The organism is Pantoea rwandensis, from assembly GCF_002095475.1.
Taxonomy (GTDB): Bacteria; Pseudomonadota; Gammaproteobacteria; order Enterobacterales; family Enterobacteriaceae; genus Pantoea; species Pantoea rwandensis.
This window is the reverse complement of the sequence record NZ_MLFR01000004.1, coordinates 1-20,013: the sequence shown is the minus strand read 5'-3', so window position 1 is coordinate 20,013 and position 20,013 is coordinate 1. Positions and strand designations below refer to the sequence as shown.

The window sequence follows — 20,013 nt, the reverse complement described above, 5'->3', positions numbered from 1 at the left end:
ATTTGAGCTTCGGATGGTTACAGGGATTTTGGCAACAAAATCGCATCCCACTTCCTGGAAACAGGTTCGTCCACGACGGTAAAGTGTCCTGACCTGCCGCAAGGCAGCTGAGACCCCCGCAAGGGGGTCGCTACTTTTTGTAGCCCCACCCATTACTTTTTAATTCTGTTTCTCGCCTCTTTCGGACCCATTGCATAACGCGGGCTTGCCGCCGTATCCAAAGCGATCTTGAAGATGCTCATCGATTTATTGGGTATAGCCACACCAAATGCTCCAGGCCCGGTCCGGGCAAAAAATGCAGAAAGAATATGCATACGCAGTAGGCGTTTTTCCTTATAGAAAGCAACGCAAATCTTGTAAGGCTCAACTTGCCCCGTAGCGCTATTCATCATGTCTAAAGTGAAAAATCTCTCAGCAGCAGTATGGTACAAAGCCATTGTTGGCAGCTTTTGCAAGATATTCTTAATTTGCTTAGAAGCCTCATAGCGTTCCATACAAACCCTTATCTTTTCACGGCCATCTTCATAGATTAAGGGGATGTTGTAAGAGGTGTCGTCTTTGGCAAAACAATGCAGGCCGTATGTGACCACAAAAGTGTAGGAGTGCTTCAAGCCTTCGAAGGTGATTTCATGCACATTGAGATGGGATAAAGAAAATTGGGTACCACCATGTTCAAAAGGAGGCCAATACTGAATGGAATCAATTTGATACTTTGCCACTTCGATTTACCGATCTGCTGAGGATGATTACGCCACCCTTTTTCTCTCGGTAACGATAGAGTAAATCCTACTGCTTAAACCTCATTCACTCCATAGATAATTAATAAAAAAAACAACACGTTACTCGTTTTTGTTACAGGTTTTTTGAATGAATTTTTAGCATGGAAAGGTTTAATTAACACTGTCAGGGACGGGGTACAGACGCAAAAAAAGCCGCTCGTGAGCGACTTAATTTTTGCATCAATCGATGGTGCCGAAGGCCGGACTCGAACCGGCACGTATCTCTACGGTTGATTTTGAATCAACTGCGTCTACCGATTTCGCCACTTCGGCACTGAAGAGGATGCGGAAAACGTTGGGGATTATACCGTTACAAACGGAGTGCGCAACTGTAATCGACAGGGTTGTGCACTGACCGTTGAAAAAAACAGCATTCCGCTGACAAACGGTCAAAAACCTGCCAGTTTCATTGCCCACGGCGCCTTCAAATGCAGAACATTCCCAAACTCCCCGCTCTTAGGAACTTTCTGTGCTTACGTCCCTCTTAACCAAAACTGACGACGTCAGATGTATAAAGACAACGAGGTTGACATGAACAAAGCATCACAACGCATCATTTTGGGATTGGGTATCGCTGCAGCACTGGTAGCAGGAAGCGCATCCGCGGCGAGTTGGCAGGATCAGTTAAGCAGCGCAGCGTCGCAGCTGTCGCAGCAAAACAACAGCACTGGCACCACCAGCAGCAGCACTCAGAACGGCGGTTTGTCGCTCTCTTCGCTGACTGGTTTGCTCAATGGCGGCGATAAAGCAGTCAGTTCTAACAGTATGACTAACGCCGCGGGTGTGATGTCCTACTGTGTGCAGCACAACGTGGTGGATAACAATGTGGCATCGGTGAAGGATCAAGTGCTGAGCAAGCTCGGCCTGAGCAGCCCCGCCGCGCAGGAGCAAAAGACGGATTACCAGCAGGGTCTGCAAGGATTGTTGAACACCGGCAACGGTCAGCAGCTCAATCTGCAGAGCCTGAGCAACTCACCAATGGGTGAGAAAGTGAAGACCAAAGCCTGTGATGTGGTCCTGAAACAGGGCAAGAAATATATCGGCATGTAATACCCACCTTCCTGCAACGCGAAATATTTGAGCCAGGATTGTCGATAGCAAGGCGCGAGCTGTCCCTCGCGCCTTTTTTTATCCGCGTAATCAATTGCATAATGCCGCTCACTTAAGCCAATGAGTGCGTATTTAACCCGGTACGCATGAATGCCGAAAACCGCACCGAACAATGTAGGGGCGTCATTCATTACGACCGAAACGCACTTAAGTGACAAGCACGACGCATTAAATTGCACCACTACCGCATCAAGGCACTGGTTTCCTCCACCACTGGCTGCAGTAGGCCGACCGCGTGCTCATACGAACGGATATTGGTGTAACTCATCACCAGCCCATAACGTTTTTGCGTTTGCGTATACCAACCAGAAAGCGGCAATACACGCAGTTGATGACGCTGCCATATCTCCGCCAATGCGACGTCCTGTATGCCCTGCCGCAAGAAGGCCACAATGTGCATGCCACCGTCCGTGAGTTCAAACTCAAACAGCTGGGGAAAACAGTGCTGTAGGGCATCCAACATCATGCGGCGGCGTTGCTGATAAAGAATGCGCATCTTCTTGATATGGCGGTAGAAATGCCCCTCACTGAGAAACTGCGCCAGAATCTTTTGCGGCAGCAGCGGCATACCGGTTTCAAGTATCTCGCCCAGTTCACGGAAACGTTCCACGGTCTCTTGCGGCATCACCAAGTAGCCCACGCGCATGGCGGGCATGATGGTTTTACTGAAGGTGCCGGTGTAGATCACCCGGTCATGCACATCGAGGCTTTTCAGCGCCGGAATCACTTTGCGCGTGTAGTGAAACTCGCCGTCGTAATCATCCTCAATAATCCAGCTGTTATTCTGCTGCGCCCACTCCAGCAACTGATGTTTACGCGGCAGCGATAGCGTCACGGCCAGAGGACTATGATGAGTGGGCGTCACGACCGCGAAGCCTGCGTCTGCGTGGTAACGCTGGAGGAAATCCACATCAACACCGTCACGATCCACCGGCACGTAGTGCAGATTTGGCGCTATTCGCTTCAGCAGTTTTTGTCCGAAGAAATAGCCGGGATCTTCAAACAAAACCTTGTCATGAGGATGTGCCAATACTGCCAGGATCAGCCGCAGATTCGCGCGATAGCCGGTGGTGATGAAGATCTGCTCTGGCTGGCAGTTAAGTCCGCGTGAAATATTGAGGTAGCTGGCAATGGCCTCGCGCAGTGGCTGGTAGCCCATGATGGCGGGCATGATCATCTCATCTGGCCGCAGCGTGCGCGCCGCTTTGCCTGAGATCAGCAGCCACTTCTTGTGCGGGAACTCATCCAGTGCGGGGATGCCCAACCGCAACTCGCCTTTGCTTTCAATCACAGGATGTTCCAGCCGTGTGGAAGGTGGCGCGGTGGTGACCTGTGCGGCTTCGCCAAGATTCAGTGCAGGGTTCACGCGCGTACCCTTGGCTCCCTGGCTGACAAAGTATCCTTCTCCAATCAGGATCTCGTAGGCGGCCTCCACGGTTTTGCGCGCCACCTGCAGTTCACTGGCTAACACGCGAATCGCGGGCACCCGATCGCCCGGCTTTAAGCGCCCTTCCAGGATCTGCTGACGATAACGAGCGTAGATTTCTTTGTAACCCATCTGTTTTCCTTCATCACGATGAGGTTCGCACCAATGCGCTCACGACAAAGTGAATGCGCGATGATGCAATAAAGCTATGTCCTACCTGTTTTCACCCATATTGACCCTTTTCCCTCAGACATAGAAGTTTAAGATGCATCCATCAACCCCACTACTGCATACAGGTCGCCATGAAAATTGTTCATTACGATACGCCCACCGAACTGGCGCGCTGCTATCCGTTGATGCGCGAACTGCGTTTCAGGCTGGCCGATGAAGCCGCGTTTATCACGCAGGCGCAGCGTCAGCAAGCACAGGGTTATCGTCTGGCGGGTATTGAGCAGGATGGCAGACCGGTGGCGTTGGCAGGCTATCGCCTGCTGGAAAATTTTATTCATGGCCGTTTTTGTTACGTCGATGATTTGGTCACCAGCGCCACCACCCGCAGCCAGGGCTTGGGTGCTGTGCTACTCAACGGCTTGGCTGAACGGGCTTTAGAACAAGGCTGTGGCCGCATCGTGCTCGACACGGCGCTGAGTAACCAGCGGGCACAAAAATTTTATCAACGCGTCGGCTATAGCGCGTTGGGACTGCACTTTTATCGCGATCTCGCTGAGGGAGAAACTTTATGAAATTGCTGCACGTTCAGGTCAGCCCGGATCTCGCCGGATCGGCCTCACGTATCGCTTCGGCGCGCTTAGTGGAAAAACTGCGCGCACAGCATGCCGATTTAGAAGAAACCGTTTTGGATCTGGCGCAGCATCCGCTGCCGCACCTCGATGCCTTCACGATTGGCGCCTTTTTTACCCGTCCTGAGGATCGCAGCGATGCACAGCGTGCCGCCATTCAGACTTCCGAAACCCTGGTGGATCAGCTGTTTGCCTGCGACACATTGGTTATCTCATCGCCAATGTGGAATCTCGGTCTGCCGTCGGTGTTGAAAGCCTGGTTCGACCATATTACCCGCGCTGGAAGAACCTTCGCCTTTACCCCGGAGGGCAACAAAGTCGGGCTGGTTAACGGTAAAAAAGTCTACAGCGTGGTCGCGAGTGGCAGCGTGTTTGCTCACGGCCCCTTTGTGCAGGATGACCAGTTCACACCCTATATCCGTGTGGCGCTCGAGTACGTCGGCATCACCGATGTGCAATTTATTCGCGTTGATGGCACCCACGATCCCATCAGCCGTGACACCGCATTACCCCAAGCTCTGCAAACTATTGACCGTTTATTCTGAATGAGGAAAGCATCATGACTTCACGCGTTAACCACTTTAAAACTGCGCCAGCACTGGCCAAAGCGATGTCTGATTTCTCCAACACGGTGGCCAATACGGCGCTGGAAAAGTCACTGAAGCATCTGATCGACATTCGTGCTTCACAGCTGAATCACTGTGCCTTCTGCCTCGATATGCATGTCAAACAGGCAAAAATTGACGGCGAGCGCGAACTGCGTCTGCACCATGTTTCGATCTGGCGTGAATCCCCACTTTTTAGCGCCCGTGAGAAAGTGGCCTTTGCGCTGACTGAGGCACTCACGCGAATTGGTGAGCACGGCGTGGATGAAGCGCTCTACGCTGAGCTGCGTGAGCACTTCTCGGAGAATGAGATCAGTGAACTGACTTTCAAGATTGCAGCGATCAATACCTGGAACCGACTGATGATTTTGTCACAGATGGTGCCCGGTTCACTGGATAGCGCTTATGGCTTGGATCGTGCTGATTTGCGTTAATTTTTCCCGCCAGTAGCAACAGCTGCTGGCGTTGTCATGTTCATCTGCGCTGCCTGAAGCTATAGTGAGATTTTGCACCACACAGGACAGCGCACATGAAAGGCATCAACATTGCGATTTACTTCGATCCCGACCTGATTCACATCTGCGTTCACCAGCAAGATGACAGCTATCTTATCCAGACCTTTAATTACGACGACAGCGTGATTGAAGAGATATATCAGTGGCTTGAGCAGTTCACCCCGAATCGCACCCATATTTGCCTGATTGAGCACGACACCGCCGACATCCTTGCCGATGAGCTGGTCGATAACGGCTATCACGTCCATCAGGTCAGCCAACACGATCTTCTGACCTGGTTTGCCAGCGAACCACCCACCACACCTGATGGTTCACCGGTGCGCGCACTGCTGCGCTATCTGGAGAACGAAAAGCCTGCCGAATATCAATCGCGTACGCCGCAAATCGAGGCGCTGATGGATTTGCTCGATGAGCTGGACGATCTCGAAGGCGTGGATGAAGTCGAAGATGAAGACAACCTGCCGGACGACGTTCTGCGTTTAATGAAGCAGAAAAAAATCACCGCCAATGACGCAGCACAGCGTCTGCTGCCAGAGGTGAATGAGCGCATTCGCGAGCATCTGATCAGTTACCCTGAGCTGATGACGCCAGAGCTGTTGGAGGATTTCTTCCCTGAGCTGCTGGAAGCGCTGGAAACACCGAAACACTGATTTTTCCAAGTGCATATTGGGTCGCGGCGCGATTTATCGCGCGGTTTTGTCTGATGTGGCAATGTGCCGACGCTGGCAATGCGCAATAAGTTGCGCCGCTACCGAAGTGTTTGGTCATTGCGTTGTTTTCAGTGGGAAATAAGCATGTTGGAACTGTTTAAAGCCATCGGGCTGGGATTAGTGGTGATTTTGCCACTGGCCAACCCGCTGACCACCGTGGCGCTGTTTCTCGGCCTCGCGGGAGACATGAACTTCCAGGAGCGCAATCGGCAGGCTCTGCAGGCGTCGATCTATGTATTCCTAATTATGATGGTGGCATGGTATGCCGGTAACGCGGTGCTGCACACCTTTGGCATCTCGATTCCGGGCCTGCGGATGGCTGGCGGCTTGATCGTCGCCTTTATTGGTTTTCGCATGCTGTTCCCCGCTAAACCCGTGGGACACTCCGTGGAAGCCGAGCATAAACAGGATGAGATTGACGCTAGCGTACAGCGCGAAACGGTGAATATTGCCTTCGTGCCGCTGGCGATGCCCAGCACAGCGGGGCCGGGCACCATTGCGATGATCATTAGCTCGGCATCAACGGTGAAATCGGGCGTGGACTTCTCTGCTTGGGTTATCGCAGTCGCGCCGGTGTTGACCTTCCTGGCGGTGGCGGTGATTTTGTGGATTTCACTGCGTAGCTCAGGCGCCATTATGAAGCTGGTGGGCAAAGGCGGTATTGAGGCGATTTCGCGTCTGATGGGGTTCTTGCTGGTGTGTATGGGCGTGCAGTTCGTGATTAATGGCGTGCTGGAAGTGGTGCGGACTTATCATTAAACCCAGGGCGCCATTAATGGCGCCCCTACATTGCACAGTGCCTAATTCCATGAATAGCGCACCCATATTGCACAGTGCCTAATTCCATGAATAGCGCACCCATATTGCACAGTGCTTAATTCCATAAATGGCGCACCCAGATTGCACAGTGCCTAAATTCCATAAATAGCGCACCCATATTGCGCGGTGCCTAATTCCATAAATGGTGCACCCAGATTGCGCGGTGCGTAGTTCCATCATTACGGCGTGCAGATGGTAGGGTGCGCATTAATGCGCACCTGGATTTAAACATTTTACTTCATAGACTTACGTACATCTGCGACCTGATCTTTGGTCACGGCTGGGGCATTGTTGCTCCAACCCTGACGGATAAAGGTCGCCAGTTGCGCCACTTCATCGTCAGTCAGACGTTGGCCAAAGCCAGGCATCGCCAAGGTTGAAGGCGCTTTCTCGGTCGATGGCTGCTGCGCACCGGCGAGAATGGTGTGGATTAACCCGGTTGGATCTTTGGCGTTAACAATCGTGGCCTGATCCAGTTCTGGGAAGATCCCCGGCGCGCCTTTACCCGTTACGAAGTGACAAGCACCGCAGTTATCGATATACAGACGCTCACCTTCCGACAGATTCTTCGCGGCGGTCAGTTTCGCTTCGGTTGCCTGCTGCTTCTGCACGTTGTAGGCCTGCAGCGGCGGATTGCCACCGATAAACTTCAGGTATGCAGCAATCGCTTTCAGGTCAGCATCGGTCATGTGCGAGCTGGAGTGCTCAATCACGGACTTCATCTCACCGCCCACTGCCGCTTTATCGTTACGGCCAGTTTGCAGGTAATCAACAATCTCCTGCTCGCTCCAGCGCGGTAAACCACGCAGTGAAGGCACGTCCCAGTTGTTCAGGCTGCCACCAGCAAGGAACTTGTCGTCACCGCTGTCCAGCGCCTTCTCGTTCATACCCAAACCGCGCGGCGTATGGCAACTGCCGCAGTGGCCAAGACTTTCCACGATATAAGCACCGCGATTCACTTCTTCAGACGCACCGCCAATCGGCTGGAACGGCTTATCAGAGGTGAACGCCCAGTTCCAGAAGCGCATGCCCCAACGCTGACTGAACGGGAAGCTCAGTTTGGTCTCTTCTGGCTGCTCACTGCTCGGCTTCACGCCTTTCATGAAGTAGACATACAGCGCGTGCATATCTTCATCACTGATTTTGGCGTAATCCGGATACGGCATCGCAGGATAGAGGCGTGAACCGTCCGGCAGCACGCCTTTGCGCACCGCATCCGAGAACTGCTGCTCGCTGTAATTGCCGATGCCGTGCTCTTTATCCGGCGTGATATTGGTGGAGTAGATGGTGCCGAGGTTCGACTCAATCGCTAAACCACCCGCATAATCGGCCTTGCCCGCGACGCTATGGCACGCCATACAGTCGCCGAGACGTGACAGATACTCGCCCTGCTTGATGAGTGCGGCGTCATCTGCCGCGTGTGCCTGTACCGCAAAGCTTCCCAGCAGCACGGCGTTAGCGATTAACAATGATTTTAATTTCATGTGCTTATGCCTGTACCAATGGACCTGGGTTTTTCAGATAGTGTTCTTTGATCGCCTGCGCCGCCATCAGGGTAATCGCGCCGATGGTATCGGTCGGGTTCGCCTGGAAGTTTTGCGGGAAGGCGTTGCCGCCCGGTACAAACACGTTATGCACATCCCAGCTCTGCAGGTATTTGTTCAGCGCTGAAGTTCGTGGGTTATCGCCCATTACCGCGCCGCCCACGTTGTGAGTAGAAACGTATTTGGTCAGGTCAAAGTCCGCACCCATTGGCAGGAAGCTCATGCTCATGTTGTCTGGGTTCAACTCTTTCGCGATGTTGCCAACGATGCCTTTCAGATGCTGTTGCAGCTTGAGTTCATTCTCTTTCCAGTTGAACGTCATGCGCAGCAGCGGCTGACCGCGATGGTCGGTGTAGTGTGGGTCCAGATCCAGATAGATATCGCGATACGACTGACAGGTGGTCGTAATGCTGATCTTCATGGAATGGTTGTACCACTGCTCCAGACCTTCCTTGTAACCCATCCCCCAGCTTGGCGTGCCTTTCGGCAGTGCAGCGGCCATCGGTGTACCGGTTGCCTGTGAGCTGTGGATCTTCGCGCCGCCGAGGAAACCGAGGCCTGGGCCATCAAAGTTACCGGGTGAGATGTCGTTAAACATCTGGCCGGTAGCGCCTGCAGTAGCGTAAGAGTTGAAGTTTTTGTCTTTGAAGAACAGGGTTGCGCCACCGTTCGACAGGAACGCATAGTTACGGCCGACCACACCTTCTTCGGTGATTGGGTTGTACGGCTTACCGATACCCGACAGCAGCATCAGACGGACGTTGTACAGCTGGAAGCTGGACAGTACGACGATTTTGGCTGGCTGGAACACTTCGTTGCCGTCCACGTCGAAATAAATCACGCCTTTAGCGGTTTTCTTGTCGTCGTGCAGCACGACTTTCACCACTTCCGCATGCACTTCATAAGAGAAGTTCGGCATACGCTTCAGTGAATCCATTACCGCAGTTTGCGGCGAGGCTTTCGAGTAGTTCAGGCACGGATACTTCGAGCAGTAACCGCAATAGTTACAAGGCGCGATCTGGTTACCGTACGGGTTTTTCCACGCGCGTGAGACGCATGCAGACGGGTTCGGGAACGGGTGATAACCCAGCTTGGTCGCCGCTTCTTTGAACATCACGTTGTTCAGCGTGTCTTCCAGCGCAGGCAACGGATAAGGCTCAGAACGCGGACCTTCAAACGGGTCACCGCCTTCCAGAATCTGGCCGCGCAGGTTGCCGGTGTTGCCCGACTGACCGCAGATCAGCTCAAATTTGTAGTAATACGGCTCGATCTCTTCCCAGGTGAACGGGAAGTCCATCACGCGCATATCTTCCTGAAGCACGCCTGGCTTATAAGCCTGATCGACGTAGGTCTTCAGTTTGATATCGGTAGGTGTCGGACGAATCAGTACCGCCGTCCAGTGCATACCTGCACCACCCACACCGGTACCCGGTGCGAATGCGCCCCATTTACGGGTTGGCAGCGCTGTTTGATCCATGTTGTAACGCACGGTAACCGCCACTTCTTTCGGCGTGGCGAACACTTTGTTACGCACGTTATAGGCGTATTCATCCGCTGGTTTCGGGTAAGCGAAATCCGGGTAATCACGCTCGCCGCCGCGCTCTAACGCGCGCACTTCCAGCCCGGCCATCGCCAGTTCGATACTCATCAACGAGCCGGCCCAGCCGAGGCCGCAAACAACGACGTCGACTTCTTTCTTTGTAATCTGTGCCATGTTAAATCCTGTCTCACATACCAAATACGGGGGTGGGCTTAAGCGCGCTCACCCAAGAGGCTGACCGGTCCCAGCGGGTACGGCACGTTGTGCTGCTTCACCCATTCGGTGAAGCTGGCACGTGCGCCAGGGAAGCCGATTGCAATCCAGGCTTTCATGCCTTTGTTGCCGCCGTACATTGGGTCGGCGAGGTAGCCGTGTTTGGTATCTGCAAGCAGTTGGCCGAAGAACTGCGAGGCTTTCAGGTTCGGTTCGCCCAGTGTGGCAAAGTCGATACCGTCGTTTTTGTTCACCTTGGTCAGTACCGCATCTTTTTCTTCCAGAGATAACTCGTGGAACGCCTTCTGGTAGGTGCTCTGTGTCCACTGATTCACCAGTTTGATACTGGTGTGATAGATCTCTTGCGGGGTGAACGGAATCTGATAACCCATGGTGGCTGGCGCATGCACATCAAACGGACCTTGCATGTAAATTTCGCCACCAAACTCTGGGCTGTGCAGCTGCTGATCGATAAAGATCGGCACATTGGTTTCCAGCGCGCCAGGTGCTTTGCCATTACCACCGGCCGGAATCAAACGGTCGGTTGCAGCCAGAATGAACTGCCACTCCTCTGCGCTGAAAAAGATCGGTTTATAGTCGGCAAGTTCTGGTGCTGCCATTTCCGCAGCTTGCGCTGCAGTCAATCCCTTCAATACCAGGTCGCTTAATGGCAAAGCCAATAACGACCCAAGTAAAAACTTACGTCTGGTGGTCGGTTTATTTAGAAGCATGGCGCGACGACTCTCACTTGCTAAGAAAGATAATTATTTTTGTTAATGGCTTTATAAATCGGTAAAGAACCTGGCAATCTTAGGGATACAGATATTTCTGAATGTAAAAATTAAATTAAAGATGTGTTTTGATGAGAAACCATCATGATGTTGAATTTCGGTTACAGGCAGGTAAAGGGCTTTCGAGGCGGGAATTTCACTTTTAACCGTACAAATGCTGTGTTTTTAGCAAATAGCGCTGGGCATTTGTCCAATTTTAATCGCGCAAAGAAATAATCGCGCAAATCAATCGATGAAAATAAATCATACTTCCATACAAGAGAATTATTCTCATTAATAACATTTTATTTACTTATTTGACCAGCCTGTGAACGATCTATTTCCTCAAAATGACAAGCAGCGCACAAAATAAGCGTAATAATCGCCGAGTGTTATCAATTGTTAATTTCTGGCACAGCTCAGAACAAACCGGCATTTTGCCTGAGCAGCAGCAGCGATAGAGTCAATTTATCAATCACTCAGGATAACAATAAATGCGCTCATTGATTTTGTTCTTGGCTTTATGGAGCAGTGCTTTTGCCTCGCTGGCGGTAACACCAAAAGACACGCTGGTGGTTGCCGTGCCGCTGGATGGCATCATCAGTTTCGACCCCGCAGAAAGTTTTGAAACGGTCAGTAACAGCGTACAGCGCAACATCTACCAGACGCTGGTACAAGCCGATCGCGATACACCACAGAAACTGGCACCGCTGCTGGCGACCTCGTGGCAGTCTGGCAGCACACCACACAGCTTGGTGTTTAATCTCAAATCGGGTGCGCACTTCTCCAGTGGCAATCCGGTCACGCCTCAGGATGTGATCTTCTCGCTTACCCGTGCTGTACAACTGAACAAAGCCCCTTCGTTTATCCTGGCTGAATTTGGTTGGACTACCGCCAATATCGCGAGCCAGTTCAAAGTGCTGAATGACCATCAGCTGGAAATTCAATGGCCCGCAGCAATCGGTCAGGATTTGGCACTGCGTTTGCTCACCGCACCGGTCGCCTCGGTGGTAGATAGCAAAACGGTTCAGCAACACGCGCTGAATAACGATCTCGGTAATGGTTGGCTGCACACCAACACGGCAGGCAGCGGCGCATTTACTATCCAACAATATGTGCCACAGCAGGCGCTGGTACTGAGCGCCAATCCGCAAGCTAATCCTCAGCCGCATCTGAAACGTATTTTGTTGAAAGGCGTGGCCGATGCTGGGGCGCGTCGCCTGTTGATTCAGCAAGGCGATGTCGATGTGGCGTACCAACTCGGTCCTGACCAAATCGATGCGCTGAAAAGTGATAAAAACCTGCGCATCGAAGCGTTCCCTTCAAGTCTGGTGTATTACCTTGGCTTTAATACCCAGAACAAAGCTCAACCCGCGCTGGGTAATCCGGCGCTGTGGGAAGCGGCGCGCTGGTTGGTTGATTATCAGTCTATCTCACAAGATTTGCTGAAAGGTCAGTACCGTATTCATCAGAGTTTTCTGCCGCAGGGTTTCGATGGCGCGTTAGAGGATCAGCCTTTCCATTACGATGTGGCCAAGGCTAAGGCCATTCTGGCGAAAGGCGGGATTAAGCCGGGCAGCAAGTTTGCGCTGACGGTAATTAATCAGCCACCCTACATCGATGTGGCGCAGGCGTTACAGGCCAGCTTTGCGAAAGCCGATGTGCAGATTGAATTGCAGCCGGTAGCGGAATCCGAGTTGTGGAGCAAAATGCGCGGGCGTGACTTCCAGTCGATCTTTATCTATTGGGGCGCGGACTACATCGACCCCAATACCAACGCCAGTGCCTTTGTGTATAACGTGCCCGGCGGTTCCAAAACCCTCGCATGGCGTGTCGGCTGGGAAATCCCTGAGCTGAGTGCTAAGACACGTGCGGCGGCGGGTGAAAGTGATGCGGCTAAGCGCCGTGCACTGTATACCGATTTGCAGCAAACCGTGCAGCAGAGCTCGCCGTTTGTGGTGATGCTACAGGGTGCGCAGCAGGTGGCGGTGCGGAACAACGTTAACCATGTGCAGCAAGGGATTGGTGTGAGCTTGCTCTATTTTGATGCGGTGGAGAAACAGTAAAGCAAACCATCGGGGGGAATTGCTCCCCCCTTTGTGTATTTCAGTGCAATCTTCATCCTCCTGACCGCATCGCTTGCTATTCTTTCAGGCATAACCTGTTGCCTGCGAGTGAAAAAAACATGACCACCCCGCTGCTGATTGCTCAAACGCCTGACATCCAGTTATCACTGCTATCCAACATGGCTAACCGCCACGGCCTGATCACCGGCGCGACCGGCACGGGTAAAACCGTGACGCTGCAAAAATTGGCAGAATCCTTCTCTAATATTGGTGTTCCGGTGTTTATGGCCGACGTAAAAGGCGATCTCACTGGCGTTGCCGCCGCAGGCGAAGGCTCTGAAAAGCTGTTAGCACGACTGGAGAAAATTGGCGTCACCGACTGGCAAGCACAGAAAAATCCGGTGATGGTGTGGGATATTTTTGCCGAGAAAGGCCATCCGGTGCGCGCCACGGTGTCCGACCTGGGTCCGCTGCTGTTAGCGCGTTTGCTGAACCTCAATGAGGTGCAATCCGGCGTGCTGCAAATCATCTTCCGCATCGCGGACGACCAAGGTTTGCTGCTGCTGGATTTCAAGGATCTGCGCGCCATGACGCAGTACATCGGTGATAACGCCAAATCGTTCCAGACGCAGTACGGCAATATCAACAGCGCCTCGGTGGGGGCTATTCAGCGCGGTTTGCTGGCACTGGAACAGCAAGGTGCTGAGCACTTCTTTGGCGAGCCGATGTTAGATATCCGTGACTGGATGCGCTGCGACAGTGAAGGCAAAGGCTTCATCAACATCCTTTCCGCTGAGAAGCTGTATCAGATGCCAAAACTCTATGCCACCAGCCTATTGTGGCTGCTGGCTGAGCTTTACGAGCAGTTGCCGGAAGCGGGCGATCTCGACAAGCCGAAGATGGTGTTCTTCTTTGATGAAGCGCACCTGCTGTTTACCGATGCGCCGCCGGTGCTGTTAGAGAAAGTCGAACAGGTGATTCGCCTGATCCGCTCCAAAGGCGTCGGCGTCTACTTCGTGACGCAAAATCCTTCTGATATTCCTGACAACGTGCTCGGTCAGTTGGGCAACCGCGTGCAACATGCGCTGCGTGCCTTCACGCCAAAAGATCAGAAGGCTGTCAAAAGCGCCGCTGAAACCATGCGCGCCAATCCGGCATTCAATACTGTGGAAGCCATTCAGGCGTTAGGCACCGGCGAAGCGTTGATTTCCTTCCTCGATGAGAAAGGCAGTCCATCAATGGTGCAGCGAGCGATGGTGATTGCGCCCGGTTCGCGAATGGGGCCGATCAATCAAGATGAACGCAACGGCTTAATCAACAACTCGCCGCTGTACGGTAAATACGACACCGAAGTGGATCGCGAATCCGCATTTGAGATGTTGCAAAAAGGCGTTCAGACCGCGCCGCAACAAGCGAATGCGCCTGAAGCCAAAGGGAATAATGTCGAGGTCGACGATGGCATACTCGGTGGGTTGAAAGACATTTTGTTTGGGTCAACCGGACCGCGCGGTGGCAAGCGCGATGGTGTGGTGCAGAGCGTGGCAAAAAGCGCAGCGCGACAGGTCACCAACCAGATCATTCGCGGAGTGCTGGGGAGTTTGATGGGCGGCCGCCGTCGATAATCTCATGAAATAAATGGCATTTCGTAGCCGCGCTGTTTTCAGAAATGTTGCTAAATCACATACGCGCGATGAGTCGTGCCGCTACCATAATGACGCTAATTGAATAGGTGCAATCATTCGCGCCGCGACCAAAAGGTGTGCTCTGCTAAGATCTTTCTATGGATAAACATCAACAACTCAAACGGAGTAAGCGTCTGGCGCTGTCGCTGCTGCTGATTGCGGCAGCGACATTTGTCGTGACGCTGTTTCTGCCACCTAATTTCTGGGTGCTTGGTCTGAAGGCTATCGCGGAAGCGGCGATGGTCGGTGCACTGGCAGACTGGTTTGCCGTGGTCGCGCTGTTTCGCCGCGTACCAGTGCCCTTTATCTCAAGGCACACGGCGATTATTCCACGTAATAAAGACCGTATAGGCGAGAATTTGGGGCGTTTTGTGCAGGAAAAATTCCTCGATACCGATTCGCTGCTGGCGTTGATTCGTCGCCACGATCCCTCGCAGATGCTGGCGCAATGGCTCAACACGCCCGGTAATGCCGACCGCATTGGCCGCCATCTGTTGCAGGTGATGCGCGGCTTCCTCGATCTCACTGATGATGAACGCATCCAGCGTTTCATCCGGCGTGCCGTGCACCGTGCGCTGGATAAGGTCGACCTCACCCAATCCAGCGCACTGTTGCTCGACAGCCTGACCAAAAACAACCGCCATCAAGAGTTGCTTGATGCCGCAGTACAACAGCTGCTGCGCCTCCTGCACAAGCCAGGAACACGGGAGTTCATAGCCGGACAAATTGTGCGCTGGCTGAAGCGTGAACATCCCATCAAAGCCAAAATGCTCCCCACCGAATGGCTCGGTGAGCACAGCGCCGATATGGTGGCGAATGCCGTCGATTCGATTCTCGATCAGGTTGCACTCGATCAGGGTCACGAGTTACGTCTGAGCTTTGACCGTGCCGTGCAACGGCTGATTGAGAGGCTAAAAACCGATCCTGAGATGGCCGAACGTGCCGAAGTGATTAAGAGCTGGCTGAAAGAGGATGAGTCACTGAATCGTTATATCGGTGAACTGTGGCAGGACCTGCGCAACTGGCTCAAAGCCGATCTCAGCAGCGAGGATTCCCGCGTGCAGGAGCGCGTGCGTCTGGCGGCGCTGTGGTTAGGTGAAACCTTAGCGGCCGATGAAGCGCTACGTAGCTCCATGAATCAGCATCTGGAAGATGCCGCGCGTAGCGTGGCGCCAGAGTTTGCACAGTTCCTGACGCGTCACATCAGCGATACGGTGAAAAGCTGGGATGCCCGCGATATGTCACAACAGATTGAGCTGAATATTGGCCGCGATTTGCAGTTTATTCGTATTAACGGGACCTTGGTGGGGGGCACCATTGGATTAGTGCTATATCTGCTATCACAGCTGCCGGTTCTGGTGCAGACCCTTCGTTAGTCAACATCGGTAATAAAAAAAGGTCGCCATAAATGGCGACCTGAGTAATTCTCTCTGGCGGCAGCGTTTATGCTGCCCATCGACCTATCAACTGCGTTTTATCAGCAAATAGAAGCTGATGGCAAAGAACGCGGCACTCGGCAACAGCGCACCCAGAATCGGCGGTATGCCATACACGAGGCTCAATGGGCCAAAGATCTGGTCCAGCACGTAGAACAGGAAGCCAAAGCTGATCCCCGTCACTACGCGCACGCCCATCGACACACTGCGCAGCGGGCCGAAGATAAACGACAGCGCCATCAGCATCATCACCGCCACTGAAAGTGGCTGGAAGATTTTACCCCACATATTCAGCTGATAACGTCCTGAAACCTGGCCGCTCTGCTTGAGGTATTTGCTGTAGTTGTAGAGGCCGCTGATTGACAACGCATCCGGGTCTAACGCCACCACGCCGAGTTTGTCTGGCGTCAGGTTGGTTTTCCATTCCCCGCCAAGACTTTGTGAGCCGGTGATCTGTTTCGCATCGCTGAGGTTAGATTCATCCACCTGCGACAGCACCCAAAGCTTCTTGTCCTTATTCCAGGCCGCACTGGCGGCATAACGCACGCTGAGTAAACGACGCTGATCGGTGAAGCTGTAAATGCTGACGCCATCGATCTCGTTATCGTTTTTGATACGCTCGATATAGATGAAGTCATGGCCATCCTTCGCCCACAGTCCACTTTGCGTCGACATCAGCGAGCCGCCGTAAAGCTGCTGCGCACGATAATTACGTGCCATTTGTTCGCCCTGTGGTGCGACAAACTCACCCACAGCCATGGTCAGCAGCACCAGTGGAATCGCGGTTTTCATCACCGCCAGCGCCACTTGCATGCGGGTAAAGCCCGATGCCTGCATCACCACCAATTCACTGCGCTGAGCCAGCGTACCCAAGCCCAATAGCGCGCCCAGCAGGGCCGCCATCGGGAAGAAGATCTCAATATCCTTGGGGACGCTGAGCAAGGTGTAATAACCGGCGTCTAGCGCGGTGTAAGCACCCTGCCCGGTTTTGCGCAGCTGATCGACAAACTTAATAATGCCCGACAGCGACACCAGCATGAACAGCGTCAGCATGATGGTATTGAAGATGGTCTTACCGATATAGCGATCAAGGACCTTAAACATCACACCGATCCTCCACGGCTAAAACGGCCACGAATACGGCGCATCGGCACCGTATCCCACAGGTTCAGCAACACCGCCAGCGCCAGATAAGCGAAGTTCACTACCCACATCCAGATAGCAGGATCGAACCTGCCTTTCGCTGCGTTAGAGCGTAACGAACTCTGTAACAGGAAGAAGATCAGATACAGCAGCATCGCAGGGAGCATCGACAGCACGCGGCCCTGGCGGGGGTTCACCACACTGAGCGGCACCACCATCAGCGCCATCACCAGTACCGCAAACACTAGCGTTAAACGCCAGTGGAACTCGGCCTGGAACTGCGGCGTTTTGTTTTGATACAGCGTGCTGATGCTCGCCTGATCGGCATCATTCGGATCGAGCGTCGCCTCTTTGTAGCCCACCAATGCCTGATAGTTAGTGAAATCCGTAATGCGGAAATCACGTAGCATCGCCGTGCCTTCAAAGCGCGAGCCTTTATCCAGCGTCACCACCTGAGAGCCGTCTTTACGCTGCTCCATATGGCCACTGTCAGCCAACACCACGGATGGACGCGCATTGCCTTTCGGACGCAACTGCGCCAGGAATACGCTACCAAAGTGATTGCCCTTCACATTTTCCACAAACAGCACGGAATTACCGTCGCTGGAGGTCTGGAACTGGCCCGCTGCCAGCGCCGCTGCGCCTGGGTTGGCTTTGGCATTTTGTGTCACTTCATCCTGGTAACGCGATGACCATGGCCCTAACCAGAGGACGTTGACCGCTGCGACCGCTGAAGTCAGCAGCATCAGAATCATCGCCGCCTTCACCAGCACGCTTTTGCCCAAGCCGCAGGCATGCATCACCGTGATCTCACTTTCGGTGTACAGCCGCCCAAGGGTCATCAGAATCGCTAGAAACAAGCTTAGGGGCAGGATAAGTTGTGCCATTTCAGGCACGCCAAGTCCTAACAATGTCAGAACCAGATTTGTTGGGATCTCGCCATCCACCGCTGCACCCAAAATCCTGACTAACTTCTGGCAAAAGAAGATCAGTAGCAGGATGAACAGGATAGCCAGCTGGCTTTTGAGCGTTTCCCGAACCAGATATCTAATGATGATCACGCTTAGTACGCCTGTGATAACTTGTCTTTTTGCAGGAAAATCGCTAGTTTCAACGCTTATCAGCCATTTTTCTTCATCAATGGCCGTCATCGTAGCTAAAATAGTATGACGAACGCGTTAGGGCGGTGAAAAAACAACACATTGCCACCCATCTCATTATGACCGCCGGCGTTGAATTGTCATGGCGCCGCAACAAAATAATGGGTTACGAACGCGCTACATTCTAACGACAGCTTAGGCCGTTGTCTTTAAGATTCAGGAGAGTGCATGGAGTTCAGTGTAAAAAGCGGTAGTCCGGAAAAACAGCGGAGCGCCTGCATCGTAGTGGGCGTTTTCGAACCGCGCCGTTTATCACCCATTGCTGAACAGCTGGATAAAATCAGCGACGGCTACATCAGCGCCCTGCTGCGCCGTGGTGAACTGGAAGGCAAAGTCGGCCAGACGCTACTCCTGCACCATGTGCCAAACATTCTGTCTGAACGTATCCTGTTGATCGGCTGCGGTAAAGAGCGTGAGCTGGATGAGCGTCAGTATAAGCAAGTGATTCAGAAGACGATCAATACTCTGAATGATACTGGCTCAATGGAAGCCGTCTGTTTCCTGACGGAACTGCACGTTAAAGGGCGCAATACCTACTGGAAAGTGCGTCAGGCGGTCGAAACTTCAAAAGAAGCGCTCTACAACTTTGATCAGCTGAAAAGCAATAAAGTTGAGCCGCGTCGCCCACTGCGTAAGCTGGTATTCAACGTACCCACGCGTCGTGAACTCACCAGCGGTGAGCGCGCCATTCAGCATGGTTTAGCAGTGGCAGCGGGTGTCAGAGCCGCTAAAGACCTCAGCAATATGCCGCCAAATATTTGTAACGCCGCGTATCTGGCGTCGCAAGCGCGTCAGCTGGCGGACGCGTACAGCAAAAATGTTACCACCCGTGTCATCGGCGAGCAGCAGATGAAAGAGCTGGGCATGAACGCCTATCTTGCGGTGGGTGCCGGTTCGCACAATGAATCGCTGATGTCAGTGATTGAATACAAAGGCAGCACCGATCCAGAAGCGCGTCCGATTGTGCTGGTCGGTAAAGGCCTGACCTTCGATTCGGGCGGTATCTCGATTAAACCGGCCGATTCGATGGACGAGATGAAGTACGACATGTGCGGCGCGGCGTCAGTGTACGGTGTGATGCGCATGGTGGCAGAACTCAATCTGCCGCTGAACGTTGTCGGCGTCCTGGTAGGCTGCGAGAACATGCCGGATGGCCGTTCGATGCGTCCAGGCGATGTGCTGACCACGATGTCGGGGCAAACTGTTGAAGTGCTGAATACCGACGCCGAAGGGCGCCTGGTGCTGTGTGATGCCTTGACTTACGTTGAGCGTTTCGAGCCAGAAGTGGTGATTGACGTCGCGACGCTGACCGGTGCCTGCGTGATTGCGCTGGGCCATCACGTGAGTGGTTTGATGTCGAACCATAATCCGCTGGCGCACGAGCTAATCAGCGCCTCCGAGCAAGCGGGTGACCGCGCCTGGCGTCTGCCGATGGCGGATGAGTATCAAGAGCAGCTCGAATCCAATTTTGCCGACATGGCAAATATTGGCGGTCGTCCCGGCGGTGCCATCACTGCAGCCTGTTTCCTGGCGCGTTTTGCGCGTAAGTTTAACTGGGCGCATCTGGACATCGCGGGCACCGCATGGCGTTCTGGCAAGGCCAAAGGCGCCACCGGCCGCCCGGTTCCGCTGCTGTCGCAGTTCCTGTTGAACCGCGCAGGATTGAACGGCGACGATTAAAGTCTGCTGCAGTCA

17 protein-coding genes and 1 tRNA gene are annotated in these 20,013 nt (G+C 53.3%); 10 read left to right on the top strand and 8 right to left on the bottom strand.

Annotated elements, in window-relative coordinates; all coding sequences use genetic code 11:
* Nucleotides 1-152: 152 nt before the first annotated feature.
* Nucleotides 153-719: a hypothetical protein gene (locus HA51_RS06435; protein WP_084933388.1), complete on the bottom strand. Its 567-nt coding sequence runs from the start codon at nt 717-719 to the stop codon at nt 153-155.
* A gap of 248 nt (nt 720-967) precedes the next feature.
* Nucleotides 968-1,052: transfer RNA gene (locus HA51_RS06430), tRNA-Leu, on the bottom strand.
* A gap of 258 nt (nt 1,053-1,310) precedes the next feature.
* On the opposite strand from HA51_RS06430, the gene HA51_RS06425 reads away from it, so the two are divergent.
* A complete protein-coding gene (locus HA51_RS06425; RefSeq protein WP_084933923.1) occupies nt 1,311-1,829 on the top strand; it encodes a YjjA family protein in 519 nt (172 codons plus the stop codon).
* Between the two features lie 241 nt (nt 1,830-2,070).
* Here the strand turns inward: HA51_RS06425 and pdxR are convergent, their stop codons facing one another.
* Nucleotides 2,071-3,447: a MocR-like pyridoxine biosynthesis transcription factor PdxR gene (gene pdxR / locus HA51_RS06420; RefSeq protein WP_084933385.1), complete on the bottom strand. Its 1,377-nt coding sequence runs from the start codon at nt 3,445-3,447 to the stop codon at nt 2,071-2,073.
* A gap of 170 nt (nt 3,448-3,617) precedes the next feature.
* On the opposite strand from pdxR, the gene HA51_RS06415 reads away from it, so the two are divergent.
* The 5 genes from HA51_RS06415 (at nt 3,618) to HA51_RS06395 (ending at nt 6,704) form a co-directional block, all read left to right on the top strand.
* Nucleotides 3,618-4,058: a GNAT family N-acetyltransferase gene (locus tag HA51_RS06415; protein WP_084933382.1), complete on the top strand. Its 441-nt coding sequence runs from the start codon at nt 3,618-3,620 to the stop codon at nt 4,056-4,058.
* The gene (locus HA51_RS06410) at nt 4,055-4,660 is read left to right on the top strand and encodes an FMN-dependent NADH-azoreductase (protein WP_084933379.1); all 606 of its coding nucleotides are present in this window, start codon (nt 4,055-4,057) and stop codon (nt 4,658-4,660) included. The genes HA51_RS06415 and HA51_RS06410 overlap by 4 nt, the downstream gene beginning before the upstream one ends.
* Before the next feature lie 14 nt (nt 4,661-4,674).
* A complete protein-coding gene (locus HA51_RS06405; protein WP_084933377.1) occupies nt 4,675-5,154 on the top strand; it encodes a carboxymuconolactone decarboxylase family protein in 480 nt (159 codons plus the stop codon).
* A 95-nt stretch (nt 5,155-5,249) separates the two neighbouring features.
* Nucleotides 5,250-5,885 carry a hypothetical protein gene (locus HA51_RS06400; RefSeq protein WP_084933374.1) on the top strand — a complete coding sequence of 212 codons (636 nt, stop codon included), beginning with the start codon at nt 5,250-5,252 and terminating at the stop codon, nt 5,883-5,885.
* 144 nt (nt 5,886-6,029) lie between these two features.
* A complete protein-coding gene (locus tag HA51_RS06395) occupies nt 6,030-6,704 on the top strand; it encodes a MarC family NAAT transporter (protein WP_084933371.1) in 675 nt (224 codons plus the stop codon).
* A 293-nt stretch (nt 6,705-6,997) separates the two neighbouring features.
* On the opposite strand, the gene HA51_RS06390 is transcribed toward HA51_RS06395, so the two are convergent.
* From HA51_RS06390 to HA51_RS06380, 3 genes are read right to left on the bottom strand one after another with little or no spacing between them, the layout of a single operon-like run.
* Nucleotides 6,998-8,248, bottom strand: a complete 1,251-nt coding sequence (locus HA51_RS06390; RefSeq protein WP_084933368.1) for a c-type cytochrome — start codon at nt 8,246-8,248, stop codon at nt 6,998-7,000.
* A 4-nt stretch (nt 8,249-8,252) separates the two neighbouring features.
* On the bottom strand, nt 8,253-10,022 hold the full coding sequence (locus HA51_RS06385) for a GMC family oxidoreductase (RefSeq protein WP_084933366.1): 1,770 nt from the start codon (nt 10,020-10,022) through the stop codon (nt 8,253-8,255).
* A 38-nt stretch (nt 10,023-10,060) separates the two neighbouring features.
* Nucleotides 10,061-10,792, bottom strand: coding sequence for a gluconate 2-dehydrogenase subunit 3 family protein (locus tag HA51_RS06380; protein WP_084933363.1), 732 nt, complete (start codon nt 10,790-10,792; stop codon nt 10,061-10,063).
* Nucleotides 10,793-11,325: 533 nt separating this feature from the next.
* Between HA51_RS06380 and HA51_RS06375 the strand changes: the two genes are divergently transcribed.
* The 3 genes from HA51_RS06375 (at nt 11,326) to HA51_RS06365 (ending at nt 15,955) form a co-directional block, all read left to right on the top strand.
* Nucleotides 11,326-12,897, top strand: coding sequence for an ABC transporter substrate-binding protein (locus HA51_RS06375; RefSeq protein WP_084933360.1), 1,572 nt, complete (start codon nt 11,326-11,328; stop codon nt 12,895-12,897).
* 119 nt (nt 12,898-13,016) lie between these two features.
* Nucleotides 13,017-14,519, top strand: a complete 1,503-nt coding sequence (locus HA51_RS06370) for a helicase HerA-like C-terminal domain-containing protein (protein ID WP_084933922.1) — start codon at nt 13,017-13,019, stop codon at nt 14,517-14,519.
* Between the two features lie 158 nt (nt 14,520-14,677).
* Entirely contained in the window at nt 14,678-15,955 is a 1,278-nt protein-coding gene (locus HA51_RS06365; protein ID WP_084933358.1) for a DUF445 domain-containing protein, read from the top strand.
* An 87-nt stretch (nt 15,956-16,042) separates the two neighbouring features.
* Here HA51_RS06365 and lptG read toward each other — a convergent pair whose 3' ends face one another.
* Both lptG and lptF read right to left on the bottom strand, forming a co-directional pair.
* A complete protein-coding gene (lptG, locus tag HA51_RS06360; RefSeq protein ID WP_084933356.1) occupies nt 16,043-17,119 on the bottom strand; it encodes an LPS export ABC transporter permease LptG in 1,077 nt (358 codons plus the stop codon).
* Nucleotides 17,119-18,219: an LPS export ABC transporter permease LptF gene (gene lptF, locus HA51_RS06355; RefSeq protein ID WP_169718771.1), complete on the bottom strand. Its 1,101-nt coding sequence runs from the start codon at nt 18,217-18,219 to the stop codon at nt 17,119-17,121. The genes lptG and lptF overlap by 1 nt, the downstream gene beginning before the upstream one ends.
* Before the next feature lie 267 nt (nt 18,220-18,486).
* On the opposite strand from lptF, the gene pepA reads away from it, so the two are divergent.
* Nucleotides 18,487-19,998, top strand: coding sequence for a leucyl aminopeptidase (gene pepA, locus HA51_RS06350; RefSeq protein ID WP_034826455.1), 1,512 nt, complete (start codon nt 18,487-18,489; stop codon nt 19,996-19,998).
* Nucleotides 19,999-20,013: the final 15 nt, after the last annotated feature.